This window comes from Paracoccus sediminis (assembly GCF_900188295.1).
Taxonomy (GTDB): domain Bacteria; phylum Pseudomonadota; class Alphaproteobacteria; order Rhodobacterales; family Rhodobacteraceae; genus Paracoccus; species Paracoccus sediminis.
In genome coordinates this window covers 81,758-99,308 of record NZ_FZNM01000001.1, presented here as the reverse complement: position 1 = coordinate 99,308, position 17,551 = coordinate 81,758, and the positions used below count along the sequence as shown (strand labels likewise).

Below are 17,551 nucleotides of genomic sequence, written 5' to 3'. Positions count from 1 at the left end.
TTTCCCTGTGTGGCATATTGGTCAGAAACCGGGGTTCCGACCGCGCGTTGGCTGGCATGGCACGGGCGGCAAACATCCTTTACCTGGCCTCGGCCATGCTGTTCGTCGCCAGCGGGATCGCGCTTGCGACCATGACGCGGCCGGCCGTGCAGATCGTCCCGCCCGTCATGCCCGAGGCGTTGTCCCATGGCCTGATGCCCATTGCCATGGCCGCACCCGCCGCGACCCTGCCGCAGCTTTATGTCCAGCCGCAAAGCCTGTTGATGTGGGCGCTGCTGATCGCGCTGTGGGGGCTGCTGCTTCTTGACGGGATCCAGCAATACCGCCAGCCCGCTGATGGTCCCCGGAACCCGGCCCGGCTGCCCTTGACGTGCTGCCTGGCGGTCGGCGCCATCTGGCCCTGGATCGTCACCGTCAACACGCCGGTGGCGATCCTGGGCGCGCTGATGATGTTGTGCGCCGCACTGTCCGGCGCGATTCAGGCCCGTGGGCAGGCACGCGCCGCCCCCGGCTTCCTGGCGGGGTGGAGCCTTGCGCTGGGAACCGCCACGGTGGCCACGCTGATCGGGGCGCCCTTGTCGCTGACAACGCCGCAAGCCGCCCTCCTGGCAATCCTGCCCGGAGCGGTGATCGGCCTGATCGCGCAGGACCGGATCGGACCGTCGATCAGCTTTTCGCTGGCGCTGATCTGGGCCTTTTGCGCGGTGGCCGTATCCACCATGGGCAGCAGCCCCGGCGTGGCCCTGGCCGCGATCATCGGCATATCGGGCATGGGCGTCGTGCTGGTGCGCGCCGCGACCTAGCCGTCCTTGGGCTTTTGCCGGTTCCTGTGCTTGGACAGCGCGCCCGACTGGTTGATCTTGTTGGCCTTTTCCTTGAAGGGATTGTCCCCCCCCTGGTCGCGGAAAAACAACCGGATCGGCGTGCCGGGCATGTCGAAATCGGCCCGCAGCCCGTTGACCAGATACCGCTGATAGCTGTCGGGCAGCTTGTCGGTATGGGTGGCCTTGACGATAAACGCGGGGGGCCGGGTCTTGATCTGCGTCATGTAGCGCAGGCGGATCCGCCGACCGCCCGGCGCGGGGGGCGGATGGCTTTCGGTCATGGCGCCCAGCCACTGGTTCAGCCGCGCGGTGGGGATGCGGCGGTTCCAGACCTCGTGCGCCTTCAGCACCGCGGCGTGCAGGCGGTCCAGCCCCTTGCCGGTGCGGGCCGACACCGTGACCAGGGGCGCGCCCTTCAGTTGCGGCAGCAGCTTTTCGAAACTGGCGCGCAGTTCGTTCAGCTTGTGCGGCTTGTCGTCCTCCAGATCCCACTTGTTCGCGGCCACGACCACGGCGCGTCCTTCGGTTTCCGCGAAATCGGCGATGCGCAGATCCTGTTGTTCGAACGGGATGGCCACGTCCAGCAGGACCACCACCACCTCGGCAAAGCGCACGGCGCGCAACCCATCGGCGACCGACAGCTTTTCCACCTTGTCGGTGACCTTGGCCTTCTTGCGCATTCCGGCGGTGTCGAAGATCCGCATGGGCGTGCCCATGAAATCCGTGCTGACGCTGATCGAATCGCGGGTGATCCCGGCTTCGGGTCCGGTCAGCAGACGGTCTTCGCCGATGATCTTGTTGATGAGCGTGGATTTTCCGGCATTCGGACGCCCGATCACCGCCAGTTGCAGCGGCCGCGCGGCCGACGGGCGCCAATCCTCGGCCCCTTCGCCGGACTCGGCATCGGCGTCGGACAGATCCACGTCGGTTTCGGCGGCGACCGGCGCCGGGCGTTCCGCCTCGATCCGGTCGGACAGGGGCACCAGGGCGCGGTACAGATCGTCCATCCCCTCGCCATGCTCGGCGGAAATGCGCAAGGGTTCGCCCAGGCCCAGGCCCCAGGCCTCCATCGCGCCCGATTCGCCCGCGCGGCCCTCGGCCTTGTTGGCGGCGACGATCACATGCTTGGACCGGCGGCGCAGGATGTCGGCGAAATATTCGTCGGCGGCCGTCACGCCCGCGCGGGCGTCGATCACGAACAGGCAGATGTCGGCCTCGTTGACCGCGCGTTCGGTCAGGCGGCGCATCCGGCCTTGCAGGCTGTCGTCGTCGGCCATTTCCAGGCCGGCGCTGTCGATCACGACAAAGCGCAGGTCGCCCAGCCGCGCCGCGCCTTCGCGCAGGTCGCGCGTGACGCCCGGCTGGTCGTCCACCAGGGCCAGCCGCTTGCCGACCAGACGGTTGAACAGGGTCGATTTGCCGACGTTCGGCCGACCCACGATGGCGAGTGTGAAGGTCATCGGAATGCGTGCAATTGGCCGCTGCGCGAGACGACATAGATCGTCCGGCCCGCGACGGCGGGGGCGGCGGCGGCGCCGCCGGGGATGGCGGCCTGCCCGACAAGGCTGCCCGAATTCGGGTCGAACACCCGCATCACCCCGTCCGATGACACGACGAACAGCCGCCCGCCCGCCAGCACGGGGCCGAAATGGGCATGGATGCGGTCCTGCCTGCGGACCCGTTCGGTGGTGTAGTAGGGCATCGGAACCCGCCAGATCACGCCGCCGGTCGCGGCGTCCAGCCGGATCAGTTCGGCCTGGTCGTTGACGGCAAAGACCGATCCGCCCGCCACGACGACCGGGCTGTTGGCCCCGTCGCGCGCCGACCACGCCTCAAGCCCGGTGTCCAGTTCGACGGCGTTGATGCGGCCCGACGACGTGCCGCCATAGACCATCCCGCCCGCGATCACCGGATCGCCGGTCACGTCGCGGATGTTGGCGATCGCGCGGCCGACGCGCATTCCGCCGATCTGCGCGGTCCACAGCGTCGCGCCGGTGTCCCGGTCGGCGGCCAGCAACTGCCCGGATGCAAAAGGAAAGATCACCGTGCTGCCCTGAACGGCGGGCACCGACACGCCCATCACCCCCGCCGTGGATGGCGTTCCCGCCGTCTGCCACAGCACCTTGCCGTCGGCGGCGCGCACCGCCCAGCCGATGTCGTTGCGGCCCAGCACATAGACCACGCCGTCCTGCACCGCCGGTCCGCCGCCGATGGGGGCATCGACCCGCTGGCGCCACAGGATCCGGCCCGACGCCGCATCCATCGCCACCAGTTCGCCGAACCCGCTGGTGGCATAGACGCGCCCGCCCTCATAGGCCAAACCGCCGCCCGACACGCTGTCGCGGGTTTCCAGGGCGGGGGCGATGTCGCTGGTCCAGGCCGCGGCGCCGCCGGTGGTGGTGGCCGTCACCCGCGTGCGGCTGTCCAGGGTAAAGACCAGCCCGCCGCCGACCACCGGATCGGCGCTGATGCGATGGCGCTTGTCACCGCCCTGGCCGATATTGGCGGTCCAGATTCGGCCCGTGCCTGCCCCCATCGCCGGATGGCCCGGCTGGTGCGCGGCGTTGCCGGCGCGATGGGTCCATTCGCCGTTGGCCACCGGCGCCGCCAGCCGCAGCGCGGTCGAGGACACGGCGGCCGGGCCTTCGATGGCCGGACCGTCAGGAGAGGTCACGGCCAGTGGATCCAGCCGCTGGCCTTGCAGAATGACCTCGCGTTCGCCGCAGGCCGTCAGGCCAAGCACGGCCGTCAGGGCCAGGGTCAGTCGCAGCGTGGCGGTCATTCCTCGCCTCTCCCTCGTCGTGTTCGTCATTGGCCTGCGGGCATCAGCCGGCCGGCATGGTCGGCGCAGGCTCGGGCTCGGCGCCAAGGGCGATCATCATCTCGGACAGGCGCAGGCGCAAGGCCTCGGTCAGGCCGTCCTTTTGCTGGATCTGGCGGATCAGCGTGACCGCGTCCTTGGTCCGGTCCGCGCCGATCAGGGCGATGGCCTTCTGTTCCAGGGCCAGCAGTTCGAAGGGCGCTCCGGTGCGCGACAGGCGCGACAGGATGTCGTCGCGCTGCGCCGGATCCATCGCGTCGCCTTGCAGCATCACCAGCTTCAGTTCGGCCAGATCGTTCAGGACCGTGCCCGCCGCCGCATCGTCCGCGACCTCGCGCAGCGCCTGCGCCGCATCGTCCCGGTTGCCGTCGTCCGCCCAGGCAGAGGCAGCCAGCAGCACGCCCAACACGCGGCGGGGTTCCGCACCCTGGGGATCGACACCCATGATCGCGGCAGGATCGCCCGCAGCCTCGGCAGCGAGGATCGCGTCGCCCCAGGACCGCGCCTGCGCGTCGGCCCGTGCCTGGCTGTATTCCCGCCAGACCACGCCCGCCACGATGCCCAGGATGACCAGACCAGCCACCCAGCCCCATCGGCGGAACAGCCGGAACAGCCGTTCGCGGCGCAGGTCGTCAAAGACCTCGTCGATGAAATTGTCATTCTGGTTGGCCATGTCCCACGTTCCGCCGTTTTCGTGCAGCCTGTCTTATACCGGGCCTGCGCGGAAAGCCAATGCCGCGCATCGGCAACAAAAAAGGCCCGGCGCGGTGCCGGGCCTGTCGGAACGATCGTCCGGGTCACATGCGCGAGGCGACGTTTTCCCAGTTCACCAGATTGTTCAGGAAGTTTTCCAGGTATTTGGGGCGCGCGTTGCGGAAATCGATGTAATAGCTGTGTTCCCACACGTCGCAGCCCAGCAGCGCGGTCTGCCCGTGGCACAGCGGGTTCACGCCGTTTTCGGTCTTGGTGACGTCCAGCCCGCCATCGCCACCCTTGACCAGCCAGACCCAGCCCGAACCGAACTGACCGACGCCGCCTTCGGTGAACTTCTTCTTGAAATCGTCGACTGAACCGAACGACTCGGTGATGGCCTTTTCCAGTTCCGACGGCATCGATACCGGCTTGGGCGCCATCATTTCCCAGAACTGGGCGTGGTTCCAATGCTGGCTGGCGTTGTTGAAGATGCCGTTCTGGGCGACCGCGCCCTTCTGATAGGTGCCCTTGACGATGTCTTCCAGCGGCTTGCCGTCCCATTCGGTGCCGGCGGTCAGTTCGTTCAGCTTGTCCACATAGGCCTTGTGATGCTTGTCGTGGTGGTATTCCAGCGTTTCCCTGGACATGCCGCCTTCGGCCAGCGCGTCATGCGCATAGGGAAGATCGGGAAGCGTGAAAGCCATTTTCTGTCCTTTCGTAAGGGGTTCAGCCTGGTGTCGGGCGCACAGTCCCGCATTCGCCCCATCAACGCAAGGCTTTGGTGCGGGTTCCTGCGGCGATCAGCGCGGGGCCAGCCGGCTGCCCGGAATGGCCGCGTTTTTCAGGATCAGGCCAAGGTAATCCGCCGTGGACCGGAACCCGATCAGGCGATAGCCGCCGTCGATCCGCCACAGGGCCGCCGCCGTCTGGGCCGCGCGCGAGCGGCGCAGGCCGTCGGGGGGCAGGCCGTCCAGATCGACCGGCATCAGCTTGGCGATCACGTCGCCCGCATGGGGACCGGTCACGTCGAACACCGCGCGCGCGTCCGACATGTCGGCGACCAGCGCATGTTCCCCTGTCAGCGCGCCGTTCAGCGCCGCCACCGCCTCGGACAGATCCGCTGTCGGCAGGACCAGCAGCAACTCGTCGGGCGACATCCAGCCCAGGGCGCGGCGGCCATCCGTGACGATGCGGGGCGCGCCGGGAATGGCAAGGCCCGCCGCCTCGGCGATGGCGTCGCCTGCGCGGGACAGATCGGCGCGGATGGCGATCATGGCCAAGCCCTCGACGCGGGTGATGGTTGCAAGCGCCTCAGCCATTCAGGCGGGTTCCTTCCTTGTCGTAGAAGACCGGATCGACGATGCGGGCCTTCATCACCTCGCCCGAGGGCATGGGAAACTCCAGCACCTGCCCCATCCGCGCCGGGCCATGCCGCACCAGTCCCATGGCGATGGGCCGGTCCAGCGTCGGCGAATGATAGCTGGAGGTGACGCGCCCCTGCGTGCGGCGCTGCCCGTTGGCGTTGGTCCCCGGTTCGACCGCATGGGCGCCGTCGGGCAGCACGCGGCCGTCCAGGCTTTCCAGGCCCACAAGCTGCCAGCGGCCCCCGTCCTTCATGAAGCTGCGGGCCTGGGCGCGCTTGCCGATATAGTCGGGCTTCTTCTTGGAAATCGCCCAGTGCAGCCCCAGATCCTGCGGGATCACCGTGCCGTCGGTTTCGTCGCCGATCATGATGAAGCCCTTTTCGGCGCGCATGACATGCATCGCCTCGGTCCCATAGGGGGTGATGCCCAGGTCGCGCCCGGTCTCGTGCAGCGTTTCCCACAGTTCCAGCCCGCGCCCCGCAGGCACGGCGATTTCATAGGACAGTTCGCCGGAAAAGCTGATTCGATAGACGCGGGCGGGAATGCCCGCCAGCTCTCCCTCGGCCCATTGCATGAAGTGCAGCGCGTCCTGCGACAGATCGATGGTGCCGGGCAGGCGCTGCAACAGTTCGCGCGCCTTGGGTCCGGCGACCGCGATCTGGGCATACTGTTCGGTCAGGTTGGCGGTATAGACCTGCCAGTCCCACCATTCGCATTGCAGCCAATCCTCCATGTGGGCATGGATCCGGTCCGTCCCGCCGGTGGTGGTGTGGCACAGCCATGTATCGTCCGACAGCCGCGCGACGACCCCGTCGTCCATCAGAAAGCCGTTCTCGTTGCACATCAGGCCATAGCGGCATTTGCCGACCGGCAGCGTGGACATCATATTGGTGTACATCATGTCCAGGAACCGCCCCGCGTCCGGCCCTTTGACGACGATCTTGCCCAGGGTCGAGGCGTCCAGGGTGCCGACCGATGTCCTGACCGCCAGAATTTCCCGGTCGACCGCACCCTGCCGGTCCTCGCCCCCGCGGGGATAGCTGTAGGGGCGGCGCCAGTGCCCCACGGGTTCGAAGGCCGCGCCGTTGCGGATGTGCCAGTCGTGCATGGGCGTCTTGCGCAGCGGCTGGAAGGCCTCGCCCTTGGCCTCGGCCGCGATGGCGCCCAGGGTCAGCGGCGCATAGGGCGGGCGGAAGGTCGTGGTGCCGGTGGCCTGGATCGGCTGGTCAAGGGCGTTCGACAGCACCGCCAGGCCGTTGATGTTGCTGACCTTGCCCTGATCGGTCGCCATGCCCAGCGTCGTGTACCGCTTGGCGTGTTCGACGCTGGCATAGCCTTCGCGGGCGGCCAGTTCCACATCCGTGACCTTCACGTCGTTCTGGAAATCCAGCCACATCTTGGCGCGCAGCCTGTAGGGCGCGCGCTGCGGCATCACCCAGACGGGCATGGTCGCGCCCTCGGCCCCCTCCAGATCGCCCGCGCAGCGCAGGTCGCCATTGGCGGCGCCGACGACCGTGGCCATGGCCTTGCCGTCCGCGCCCAGCGGCGGGCGGTCGGGATCGGGGCGGAACATCGCCTGCGCGTCGTCCCAGGTCAGTTTGCCGCCGCAGTGGCTGTACAGGTGGACGACCGGCGACCAGCCGCCCGACATCGCCACCACGTCGCACTCCAGGCTGCCCGTGACGCGGCCATCGCCCGCATGGTCGCAGATGGCCACACCCTCGACATGGGCGCCGCCCTTGACCTTGGCGATGGCCTTGCCGGTCATCACCGGGATGTTCGCGGCCCGGACCGCCTGCGGCAGATCGCCCGTGGCGCGCAGACGCGCGTCGATCACGGCCACGACCTCCAGCCCCGCGCCTTGGGCGGTCAGGGCGGTGCGATAGGCGTCGTCGTTGTTGGTGACGACCACGATCCGCCGGCCCGGCGCCACGCCGTAATCGGCGATGAAATCGCGCACGGCGGAGGCCAGCATGACCCCCGGCACATCGTTGCAGGCGAAGGACAGCGGGCGCTCCAGGGCGCCGGTGGCGGTGATGACGTGGCCCGCGCGGATGCGCCACAACCGCTGGCGCGGGATGCCCTGGTTCGGATCGTGGTCGGCCAGCGCCTCGCGCGCCAGCAGGTAGCCGTGATCGTAAAGCCCGGTCGCCATGGCGTTGCGGCGCAGGGTGACGTTGTCGCGCCCCCGCAGGTCGGCCAGAGCCGCGTCGATGGCCCCCTGCCCGTTTTCGTGATCGGTCGGCGTGCGTCCACCCCAGACGGGGTTCTGTTCCAGCACGATCACGCGCCCGCCCCTGTCCGCCGCATCCCGCGCCGCCGTCAGCCCGGCGATGCCGCCGCCCACGACGACCGTTTCGGCAAAGGCGTAGGCCTGTTCGTAACGGTCCGGGTCGGGATCGACCGGCGCGCGCCCCAGGCCCGCGCTGCGCCGGATGATCGGCTCGAACACATGTTTCCAGAAGGGGCGCGGATGGATGAAGGTCTTGTAATAGAACCCGGCCGGCAGCAGCGGCGACAGCCAGGTGTTGACCGCGCCCACATCGGCGTCCAGCGACGGCCAGCAGTTCTGGCTGCGCAGCACCATGCCCGCGACAAGCGCGGTGGTGCTGGCGCGCTGGTTCGGTTCGAACCGGCCGCCCTGACCCAGCCCGAACAGCGCGTTCGGTTCCTCGGCCCCAGATGCCAGCGGACCGCGCGGGCGGTGATACTTGAAGGACCGGCCCATCAGCATCTGGCCGTTGGCCAACAGGGCCGAGGCCAGCGTGTCGCCCTGCACCCCGCGCAAGTGGCGGCCGTCGAACCGGAAGGCCAGCTGCCAGGCGCGGTCGATCAGGCGGCCGCCGCGGGTCAGGCGGAAGGGGGGCGTATGGCTCATCCGACCACCGCCTCGGACGGTTGGGGCCAGTCGGGCACCCATTCGGGGCGGGCCTGCCGGGCATTGCCGACGATCTCGTCCGTGGCGTGCGCCGTTTGGGCCTTGTAGGTGCCGAAGACCTGCATCGTATGGGTGTCGCGCGCGGCCAGGAACCATTTGCCGCAGCCATAGGCATGGCGCCAGCGTTCGAAATGCACGCCCTTGATATTCTTGCGGGCGAACAGATAGTCCTCGAATTCCTGGGACGTACCACCGGGACCGACGCGTTTCAGATGCGCCTCGCCGCCGGGGGAGAGTTCGGTTTCCTCGGCGGGAACGCCGCAATAGGGGCAGGTCAGGGTCAGCATTGCGCGGCTCGTATCTGGGTGGTCACGACAAGGCCACCCACGGCAATGCCGCGGATGGCGGGAAAGCGAAGGCCGGGGGCTGGCTGCCCCCGGACCCCCGCGGATATTTTCGTGAAGAAGACACCGGCCGGTCGGTTCCGGCGCGGCGCGGATCAGTTGGCCGGCGCCGGGGTTGCGGGCGCGGCGGGTTCGACATCGACGGCGCCATCGACGGCCGGGTCGGCAGGCACAGGCGCCGTTGCCGCGTCAGGCGCGGTCGTGGTCGCATCGACGGCGGGATCGTCGCTGCCCGACATGAAGAAGAACAGCAGTGCCACCACCACGACGATGGCCCCGATGATGACATACATGCGATTGCTGCTGGGTTCGGCCATTCTTGTCCCTTTCGATTAAACCTTTGGTAATCGGACAATGAGGCCGATCGCCCTCGGGTTCCAGCAAAATGTCCGGTCTGGCGATCCACGGTCAATGCGCCACACCCGCCGCCACGGATTCGTCGATGAAGCGACCCGCGCGGAAGCGGTCCATGCCGAAGGCTGCCGCCAGCGGGCCGGGCCGGCCTTGGGCCACCAGTTCCGCCATGGCCCAGCCCGACCCCGGAATGGCCTTAAAGCCGCCCGTTCCCCAGCCGCAGTTGACGAAGACGTTGCCGACAGGCGTCGCGGACAGGATCGGCGAGCGGTCGCCCGTCATGTCCACGATGCCGCCCCATTGGCGCAGCATCTTCAGGCGGCTAATCATGGGAAAGGTTTCGATCAGGGCGCGGACGGTTTCCTCGATATGGTGCCACGACCCGCGCTGCGTGAAGTTGTTGTAGCTGTCGGTTCCCCCGCCGATCACCATCTCGCCCTTGTCGGACTGGGACATGTAGCCGTGGACGGTGTTGGCCATCACCACCACGTCCATGCAGGGCTTGATCGGTTCGCTGACCATGGCTTGCAGGGCGACGCTTTCGATGGGCAGGCGGAAACCCGCCATGTCGGCCAATTGCGACGAATGACCGGCGACCACCAGGGCCAGCTTGCCGCAGGCGATGCGCCCCTTGGCGGTATTGACGGCCCGGACCTGGCCGTCCGCGGTTTCGATTCCCGTCACCTCGCAGTTCTGGATGATGTGCATGCCCATGTCGGAACACGCCCGCGCATAGCCCCAGGCCACCGCGTCGTGCCGCGCCGTGCCGCCGCGCGCCTGGTACAGCCCCCCCAGCACCGGATAGCGCGGCCCGTCGATGTTGATGATCGGCACCAGCCGCTTGAGCCGCGCAGGCTCGATCCATTCGGTCGAAACGCCTTGCAGAGTGTTGGCATAGACCGTGCGCCTGTAGCCCCGGACTTCGTGTTCCGTCTGGGCCAGCATGATAAGGCCGCGCGGGCTGAACATCACGTTGTAGTTCAGATCCTGGGACAGGTTCTCGTACAGCTTCAGCGCCTTGTCATAGATCGCCGCCGACGGATCCTGCAGATAGTTCGACCGGATGATCGTGGTGTTGCGGCCGGTGTTGCCCCCGCCCAGCCAGCCCTTTTCGATCACCGCGACGTCGGTGATGCCGAAATTCTTGCCCAGGTAATAGGCCGTCGCCAACCCGTGCCCGCCCGCGCCGACGATCACGATCTTGTAGCGGTCGCGCGGTTCCGGGCTGGCCCAGGCCCGGTTCCAGTCCTGGTGCTGACGCAATGCCTGGCGGGCGATGGCAAAGACGGAATAGCGGCCGGATTGCGGTTGCGGCATCAGGAACCCCCGTTGGACTGGAACACAGGATGCCGGGACCGGGCGGCAGGCTCAAGACAAGTTGCGGCGCGATCACGTCAAAATGCGACAGGCTGCGCCTTTCCGCGCCGGGCAAACCGTCCTAGAAGCAGAACGGAACAAAGGAGCGGGAATGTTCTGGATCATCTGTGCCGCCCTGACGGCGGCTGTCGGCCTTGCCATCATGGCCCCGCTGTTGCGCGCGCGGGACGGCGCGGCGGAACCTGCGGCGGCTTTCGATCTGCGGGTTTACCGCGACCAATTGCGAGAGGTCGAGCGCGACCTGGACCGCGGGGTGATCGCCGCCGAGGATGCCGAACGCCTGCGGACCGAGATCGGCCGCAAGGTGCTGGACGCCGACCGCCGCCTGGCCCAGGGCGCGGCGCGCGGTCCGGGAGGGCGCGGGCTTGTGGCGCTTGGCGTTCTGGCGGCGCTGTTCGTGGCGGGCGTGGCGCTGTATCTGGGCGAAGGCCAGCCGGGGCGCGCCGACCTGCCCATCGCACAGCGCATCGCCATGGCGGAACAGGTCTATCAGGACCGCCCCAGCCAGGCCGAGGCCGAAGCCACAGCGCCCGCGCGCGAGGCTGCCCCCGTGCCCGACGATTTCGCCGCCCTGATCGCGCAACTGCGCGAAGCGGTGGCCCGCAGCCCCGACGATCCGCAGGGTCTGGCGCTGCTGGCCACCAATGAAATGCGGCTTGGCAACATGGCCGCCGCGCGCGAGGCCCAGCAAAGGCTGGTCGATCTGCGTGGCGACCGGGCATCCGCCGCCGAACTGGTGCGCCTGTCAGCCCTGATGGTCGAGGCGGCGGGCGGCCTTATCACCCCCGAGGCCGAAACCGTCTTGGCGCGCGCCTTGCAGACCGATCCGACCAATCCTCAGGGCCGCTATCTGCTGGGCCTGTTGCAGTTGCAGAACGACCGCCCCGACCGGGCCTTTCCCGTCTGGCGCCGCCTGCTGGAGGAAGGCCCCGAGGATGCGCCCTGGATTGCGCCGATCCGGGCCGCGATATCGGATCTGGCGTGGCTGGCGGGCCAGCCCGATTACGTCCCGCCTGCCCCGCTGCCCGGCCCCGATGCCGATGCGCTGGCGGATGCCCAGGACATGACGCCCGAAGAACGGCAGCAGATGATCGCGGGCATGGTGTCGGGGCTGGAATCGCGTCTGGCGCAGCAGGGCGGCTCCCCCGAGGAATGGGCGCGGCTGATCGCGTCGCTGGTGGTGATCGGCAGGGCCGATCACGCCCGCATGATCTGGGCCGAGGCGCAGACGCGCTTTGCCGCACAGCCCGACGCCCTGGACACGCTGCGTCAGGCCGCGACCAAGGCGGGTCTGGCCGAATGATCCATACCGAGATCGCCGATTTCGCCCTGTCCCTGTCCCCTGTTGGCGCCGTCGCGGGACTGGATCTGGGCACCAAGACCATCGGCGTCGCGGTCAGCGACGGGCTGCGGCAGGTTGCATCCCCCCTGACCGTGATCCGGCGGCAGAAATTCACGTTGGATGCGGCCGAACTGCTGGCCATTGCCAGGGATCGCGGGCTGGTCGGCCTGATCCTGGGCCTGCCGCGGAACATGGACGGCAGCGAAGGCCCGCGCGCCCAATCGACCCGCGCCTTTGCCCGCAACCTGGAACGGCTGACGGATCTCTCCATCGGCTTCTGGGACGAACGCCTGTCCACGGTGGCGGCCGAACGCGCCCTGCTGGAGGCCGACACGTCCCGCAAGCGCCGGGCGGCCGTGATCGACCAGGTGGCGGCGGGATACATCCTGCAAGGCGCGCTGGACCGGCTGCGGTTTCTGCGGGGATGATCGAATCCCCCTGCATCAAGGTCTGCGTGATCGACCCGGCGTCCGGCGTCTGCACCGGCTGCCTGCGCACCCTGGACGAGATCGCCGCCTGGCCCACGCTGCCGCCGGAAGCGCGCCGCCGGATCATGGCCGACCTGCCCGCCCGCCAGCAGCAGCGTGGCTGATGCTTGCCGCATGGCGGGGCATCTGCGATAGAAACGCGACCCCGACCAAAAGGCCGCCCATGACCTTTCGCGCCCGCCACCTGCTTGGCATCGACCATCTTTCCCCGCCCGAGATCGTCACGCTTCTGGATCTGGCCGAGGAATACGTCGCCCTGAACCGCCGCACGGTCAAGCATGCCGACGCGCTGGAGGGGATGACCCAGATCAACATGTTCTTCGAGAACTCGACCCGCACCCAGGCCAGCTTCGAACTGGCGGGCAAGCGGCTGGGCGCGGACGTGATGAACATGGCCGTCGCGCACAGCAGCGTGAAAAAGGGCGAGACGCTGATCGACACCGCGCTGACGCTGAACGCGATGCAGCCCGACCTGCTGGTGGTGCGCCATCCGAATTCGGGGGCGGTGAACCTGCTGGCGGAAAAGGTCAACTGCGCGGTCGTCAATGCGGGCGACGGGCGGCACGAACACCCCACCCAGGCGCTGCTGGACGCGCTGACCATCCGCCGCGCCAAAGGTCGCCTGCACCGCCTGACCGTCGCCATCTGCGGCGACATCGCCAACAGCCGCGTGGCCCGGTCGAACCTGCTGCTGCTGGGCAAGATGGAAAACCGCCTGCGCCTGATCGGCCCCGCCACCCTGATGCCCGCCGGCGCCGGAGAGATGGGCGTGGAACTGTTCGAGGACATGCGCGAAGGGCTGCGCGGCGCCGATGTGGTGATGATGCTGCGGCTGCAAAAGGAACGCATGGACGGCGGCTTCATCCCGTCGGAACGCGAGTATTTCCACCGCTTCGGGCTTGATGCCGAAAAGCTGGCCTGCGCGGCCCCCGACGCCATCGTCATGCACCCCGGCCCCATGAACCGGGGCGTGGAAATCGACGGCACCATCGCCGACGACATCAACCGCAGCGTGATCCAGGACCAGGTGGAGATGGGCGTGGCCGTCCGCATGGCCGCCCTGGACCTGCTGGCGCGGAACCTGCGCGCGGAACGGGGCCGGGCGGCGGCGGGGGTGATGGTGTGACGGCTCTAGGAAAACTCGAACGCATTCCCCTCATCCGAGAGATATGGAAAAAGGAAGCTCAAGATTTCACGCCGTGGTTGGCCAAGGTAGAGAACCTTTCCATCCTGTCCGAAGCTCTTGGACTCGGTCCTGAAGGGCTGCAACTTGAAGCACGGGAAAAAGGCGTTGGCTCTTTTTCTGCCGATCTTGTCTGCCGAGACACAAACTCGCAGGAAAATTCCCTAGTTCTAATTGAATGCCAGTTTGGCCAGTCCGATCACGACCATTTAGGAAAACTATTAACTTATGGAGGCGGTTTGAAGGCGCGAACTGTGGTGCTTGTTGGCGAAAAAATCAGACAAGAACATAAGGCCGCCTTGGAATGGCTAAATGACATCACCGATGACAGCCAGGCCTTCTTTGCGTGTGAGCTTGAACTTTGGCGCATCGGGAACAGCTTACCTGCACCACGATTCAACATCGTTGTCGAGCCAAATGAATGGAGCCGCAATCTTCGCCGAACCATTCGAGAGGAAAGTGTACCTTCAGAAAACGCGCTGACGTATAAAAGATTTTGGCAAGCATTCATCGATCATCTGGGCGCCAGAAATCCTACGATTCGGCCCCGCACGGCAGCACCGCAACACTGGATGGATTATCCAGTAGGACGGGCAAATATTTCGATCCAATTAGAGCTTAGTCAACGGGATCGCCGTAATAGAATCAGTCTTTTTTTGCAAAGTTCGATGGCAAAACATTGGTTTGATGAACTAGAAACCAAGAAAAACCAAATTGAGGACGAGTTCGGCATTTCTCTGGAATGGGATCGGTTGCCAAGCCGACAGTCTGCAAGAATTTACTTAATGCAGTCTGATGTCGATCCTGCAAATGAAAAGGACTGGAAAGCTCAGCACCATTGGCTTGCAGATCATCTTGAGCGATTCCAACGGATTTTTGGACCAAGGGTTCGTCAACTGAGCGGGCAAAATAGCCTATGACCCTCCACTTCACCAACGCCCGCCTCATCGACCCCGAGGCGCAGACCGACGCCCCCGGCAGCCTGCTGGTCCGGGACGGCGTGATCGAGGCCGTCAACGCCGATGCCCCCGAGGGCGCCACCGTCATCGACTGCGACGGCCGCACGCTGGCACCCGGCATCATCGACTGGGGCGTCAAGATCGGCGAGCCGGGCGAGCGGCACAAGGAATCCTTCCGCAGCGCGGGTCTTGCCGCCGCAGCCGGGGGCGTGACCACCATCGTCGCGCGGCCCGACACGGCCCCGCCCATCGACACCCCGGAATCGCTGGAATTCGTCACCCGCCGCGCGGGCGATGCGCCGGTCAACATCCGCCACATGGCCGCCCTAACCAAGGCGCGCGAGGGGCGCGAGATGGTCGAGATCGGCTTTCTGACCGATGCGGGCGCGGTGGCCTTTACCGATGGCGTGCGGCAGGTGGCGGATACACGGCTGCTGTCGCGCTGCATGACCTATGCGCGGGGCCTGGGCGCGCTGATCGTCGGCCATCCGCAGGATGCGGGCCTGTCGCGCGGGGCGGCGGCGACGGGCGGCAAGTTCGCCTCGATCTATGGGATCCCCGCCGTATCGCCGGTGGCCGAGGTGATCGGGCTGGACCGCGACCTGGCCCTGGCGGCGATGACCGGGTGCCGCTGGCACGCCGACCAGATCACCACCGCCCGTGCCCTGCCCGCCCTGCGCCGCGCACGGGATGCGGGGCTGGACGTGACGGCGGGGATCTCGATCCACCACCTGACGCTGAACGAATACGACGTGGGCGATTACCGGACCTTTTTCCGCTTCACCCCTCCGCTGCGGTCCGAGGATGACCGGCTGGCCATGGTGCAGGCCGTGGCAGACGGGCTGATCGACGTGATCGCCAGCTTTCATACGCCCCAGGACGAGGAATCCAAGCGCCTGCCCTTCGAGGCCGCCGCCCCCGGCGCGGTCGGGTTGCAGACGCTGCTGCCTGCCGCGATGCGGCTGTATCACCAGGGCGGGCTGTCGTTGCCGCAATTGTGGCGGGCGATGTCGCTGAACCCGGCGAAACGCCTTGGCCTGCCGGGCGGGCGCCTGTCGGTCGGCGCCCCCGCCGATCTGGTGCTGTTCGACCCGGATGCGCCCTTCGTGCTGGACCGCTTCACGCTGCTGTCCAAATCGAAGAACACCCCGTTTGACGGCGCCCGGATGGAGGGCCGGGTCTTGGGCACCTGGGTCGGCGGCCGCCGTGTGTTCGGGGGGCAGGCATGATCGCGCTTTGGGGCATTTTCGGCTATCTTCTCGGCTCGATCCCGTTTGGGATCGCGATTGCGCGGGCCTTGGGGCTGGGCGATCTGCGCAAGATCGGTTCGGGCAATATCGGCGCGACCAACGTGTTGCGCACCGGGAACAAGCCCGCGGCTCTGGCGACCCTGCTGCTGGATTCGGGCAAGGGGGCCATCGCGGTCCTGCTTGCGCGCCATGTCGGTGGCGACGCGGCGGCGGTGCTGGCCGGCGGAGCAGCCTTTCTGGGCCATTGCTTCCCGGTCTGGCTGGGCTTCAAGGGCGGCAAGGGGGTCGCGACCTTTCTGGGCACGCTGATCGCGCTGCACTGGCCGCTGGGGCTGATCGCCTGCGCGGTCTGGCTGCTGACGGCGGCCGTCAGCCGCATCAGCAGCCTGTCGGCGCTGCTGGCCGCCGCCTTGGCGCCGGTCTTTGCCTGGGGGATGGGGCGTGCCGACCTGATCGCCGTCAGCCTGTTCATGGCGGTGCTGATCTTTGTGCGCCACCGCCCGAACATCGCCCGTCTTCTGGACGGAACCGAACCGCGGATCGGCCGGCGCTAGGCGCGTCGGCGCCGCAGCGCCGCAACCGCCCCCAACCCCGTCAGCAGCAGCGGCAGGCTTCCCGCCAGCGGGACGGGCGCCAGGTCCGCCTCGATGGTGTCCAGGGCGATCCGCCCGAACTGCTCGTGGGCGATCGCGTTCGGATGGACCGCATCGAAGAACAGCCGGTCAATCGATTGCCGGTCGGTGCAGACCGGCTGCTGCCCCAGCAGGGCCGCCACGCCCGCATTGGGAAACACGCAGGGCAGGGTCGTGTTGCCAAGGCCGAAATCGCCGGGATTCGCCAGGATGCTGTTCAGCTGGCCATAGATGTCCAGGTCGATGACATTCAGGCCCTCGGCCTCGAGCGTGGCGATGTTAGCGGCAAGCTGCGCGTTGTAGGCGTTGGTGGCCGCGCTTGCCAGAATCCGTGCGCCGGGCTGGAACAGCGCAAAGGCGGGGGTCGCGCCCAGATCGGGCAGATTGGCGATCAGGAAATCGTCCACCCCCTGCCTGCCCAGGAACCTTGCGGTGTCGGCGACCGCATTGGCGGCCCCGATTGCCGCGCCGATCGCGTTGGCGATGGGATCGGCGCTGGCAAGCGCCTCGAAGATGTCGTTGGCGCCGATCAGGATGGACACCAGGGGCCGCGACCCGAATTCCGCCGACGCATCGGCCAGTTCCTGACGCTGGAAGGCCAGACCCGGTGTCGGATCGCCGGGAAGGGCGGGTTCAGCGGCCTCGGCCCCGCCGCGCGCAAAGTTGCCGGTGTTGCGTCCGGCGGCATCGAATGCGGCCGCGATGTATTCCACGAAGGTCCGGCCGTTCGAATAGCGCGGCGCATTGCCCGGCGCATAGAAGGCCGCCTTGCCTTCCCTGTCCGAAATGGGCGCGTCCGGACGCGTCGCCAGAAAGACCGGCAGGGGCAGGTTGCCATCGTCGCTGAGGCTGTCGCCCAACGCCCAGAAACTGGTGAAGGTGTCGGTCAGGGTCGAGGCCTGGGCCGTGAACGGCGCGGCGATGACGGCAATGGTCAGCAGGAACGTGCGCATGATACCCCCGGATTGGTTGATCCGACGCT

Annotated in this window: 18 protein-coding genes; 8 read left to right on the top strand and 10 right to left on the bottom strand. The window is 67.5% G+C overall.

The window, feature by feature from the left end; all coding sequences use genetic code 11:
• The first annotated feature begins 56 nt into the window (after window positions 1-56).
• Window positions 57-803: a hypothetical protein gene (locus tag CHB77_RS00540; protein WP_089386234.1), complete on the top strand. Its 747-nt coding sequence runs from the start codon at window positions 57-59 to the stop codon at window positions 801-803.
• Here CHB77_RS00540 and der read toward each other — a convergent pair.
• The 9 genes from der to CHB77_RS00495 all read right to left on the bottom strand — a co-directional run bounded on the left by der (window position 800) and on the right by CHB77_RS00495 (window position 10,655).
• A complete protein-coding gene (der, locus tag CHB77_RS00535) occupies window positions 800-2,284 on the bottom strand; it encodes a ribosome biogenesis GTPase Der (RefSeq protein ID WP_089386233.1) in 1,485 nt (494 codons plus the stop codon). The genes CHB77_RS00540 and der overlap by 4 nt on opposite strands.
• The gene (locus CHB77_RS00530; protein ID WP_242626501.1) at window positions 2,281-3,606 is read right to left on the bottom strand and encodes a PQQ-like beta-propeller repeat protein; all 1,326 of its coding nucleotides are present in this window, start codon (window positions 3,604-3,606) and stop codon (window positions 2,281-2,283) included. The genes der and CHB77_RS00530 overlap by 4 nt, the downstream gene beginning before the upstream one ends.
• A 43-nt stretch (window positions 3,607-3,649) precedes the next feature.
• Entirely contained in the window at window positions 3,650-4,318 is a 669-nt protein-coding gene (locus CHB77_RS00525; protein WP_089386231.1) for a hypothetical protein, read from the bottom strand.
• A 124-nt stretch (window positions 4,319-4,442) separates the two neighbouring features.
• Complete coding sequence (locus CHB77_RS00520; protein ID WP_089386230.1) at window positions 4,443-5,042, bottom strand: superoxide dismutase; 600 nt, start codon at window positions 5,040-5,042, stop codon at window positions 4,443-4,445.
• A gap of 96 nt (window positions 5,043-5,138) precedes the next feature.
• Entirely contained in the window at window positions 5,139-5,657 is a 519-nt protein-coding gene (locus CHB77_RS00515; protein ID WP_089386229.1) for a sarcosine oxidase subunit gamma, read from the bottom strand.
• A complete protein-coding gene (locus CHB77_RS00510) occupies window positions 5,650-8,580 on the bottom strand; it encodes a sarcosine oxidase subunit alpha family protein (protein ID WP_089386228.1) in 2,931 nt (976 codons plus the stop codon). The genes CHB77_RS00515 and CHB77_RS00510 overlap by 8 nt, the downstream gene beginning before the upstream one ends.
• Window positions 8,577-8,927, bottom strand: coding sequence for a sarcosine oxidase subunit delta (locus tag CHB77_RS00505; RefSeq protein ID WP_089386227.1), 351 nt, complete (start codon window positions 8,925-8,927; stop codon window positions 8,577-8,579). The genes CHB77_RS00510 and CHB77_RS00505 overlap by 4 nt, the downstream gene beginning before the upstream one ends.
• A gap of 152 nt (window positions 8,928-9,079) precedes the next feature.
• Complete coding sequence (locus CHB77_RS00500) at window positions 9,080-9,301, bottom strand: hypothetical protein (RefSeq protein ID WP_089386226.1); 222 nt, start codon at window positions 9,299-9,301, stop codon at window positions 9,080-9,082.
• A gap of 91 nt (window positions 9,302-9,392) precedes the next feature.
• On the bottom strand, window positions 9,393-10,655 hold the full coding sequence (locus CHB77_RS00495; protein WP_089386225.1) for a sarcosine oxidase subunit beta family protein: 1,263 nt from the start codon (window positions 10,653-10,655) through the stop codon (window positions 9,393-9,395).
• Window positions 10,656-10,806: 151 nt separating this feature from the next.
• Here CHB77_RS00495 and ccmI point away from each other — a divergent pair, with 151 nt between their 5' ends.
• From ccmI to plsY, 7 genes are read left to right on the top strand one after another with little or no spacing between them, the layout of a single operon-like run.
• The gene (ccmI, locus tag CHB77_RS00490) at window positions 10,807-12,018 is read left to right on the top strand and encodes a c-type cytochrome biogenesis protein CcmI (RefSeq protein ID WP_089386224.1); all 1,212 of its coding nucleotides are present in this window, start codon (window positions 10,807-10,809) and stop codon (window positions 12,016-12,018) included.
• Window positions 12,015-12,485 (top strand): Holliday junction resolvase RuvX, encoded by a 471-nt coding sequence (gene ruvX, locus CHB77_RS00485; RefSeq protein WP_089386223.1) that lies wholly within the window; start codon window positions 12,015-12,017, stop codon window positions 12,483-12,485. The genes ccmI and ruvX overlap by 4 nt, the downstream gene beginning before the upstream one ends.
• On the top strand, window positions 12,482-12,649 hold the full coding sequence (locus CHB77_RS00480) for a DUF1289 domain-containing protein (RefSeq protein ID WP_089386222.1): 168 nt from the start codon (window positions 12,482-12,484) through the stop codon (window positions 12,647-12,649). The genes ruvX and CHB77_RS00480 overlap by 4 nt, the downstream gene beginning before the upstream one ends.
• Window positions 12,650-12,708: 59 nt before the next feature.
• Window positions 12,709-13,671: an aspartate carbamoyltransferase catalytic subunit gene (locus tag CHB77_RS00475; RefSeq protein WP_089386221.1), complete on the top strand. Its 963-nt coding sequence runs from the start codon at window positions 12,709-12,711 to the stop codon at window positions 13,669-13,671.
• Window positions 13,668-14,648, top strand: coding sequence for a DUF4268 domain-containing protein (locus tag CHB77_RS00470; protein WP_089386220.1), 981 nt, complete (start codon window positions 13,668-13,670; stop codon window positions 14,646-14,648). Before CHB77_RS00475 ends, CHB77_RS00470 begins: the two co-directional genes overlap by 4 nt.
• Entirely contained in the window at window positions 14,645-15,916 is a 1,272-nt protein-coding gene (gene pyrC, locus CHB77_RS00465) for a dihydroorotase (protein WP_089386219.1), read from the top strand. The genes CHB77_RS00470 and pyrC overlap by 4 nt, the downstream gene beginning before the upstream one ends.
• The gene (gene plsY / locus CHB77_RS00460; RefSeq protein WP_089386218.1) at window positions 15,913-16,491 is read left to right on the top strand and encodes a glycerol-3-phosphate 1-O-acyltransferase PlsY; all 579 of its coding nucleotides are present in this window, start codon (window positions 15,913-15,915) and stop codon (window positions 16,489-16,491) included. Before pyrC ends, plsY begins: the two co-directional genes overlap by 4 nt.
• Here plsY and CHB77_RS00455 read toward each other — a convergent pair.
• On the bottom strand, window positions 16,488-17,522 hold the full coding sequence (locus tag CHB77_RS00455) for an SGNH/GDSL hydrolase family protein (protein WP_089386217.1): 1,035 nt from the start codon (window positions 17,520-17,522) through the stop codon (window positions 16,488-16,490). The two genes, plsY and CHB77_RS00455, sit on opposite strands and share 4 nt — an antisense overlap.
• Between the last annotated feature and the right edge of the window lie 29 nt (window positions 17,523-17,551).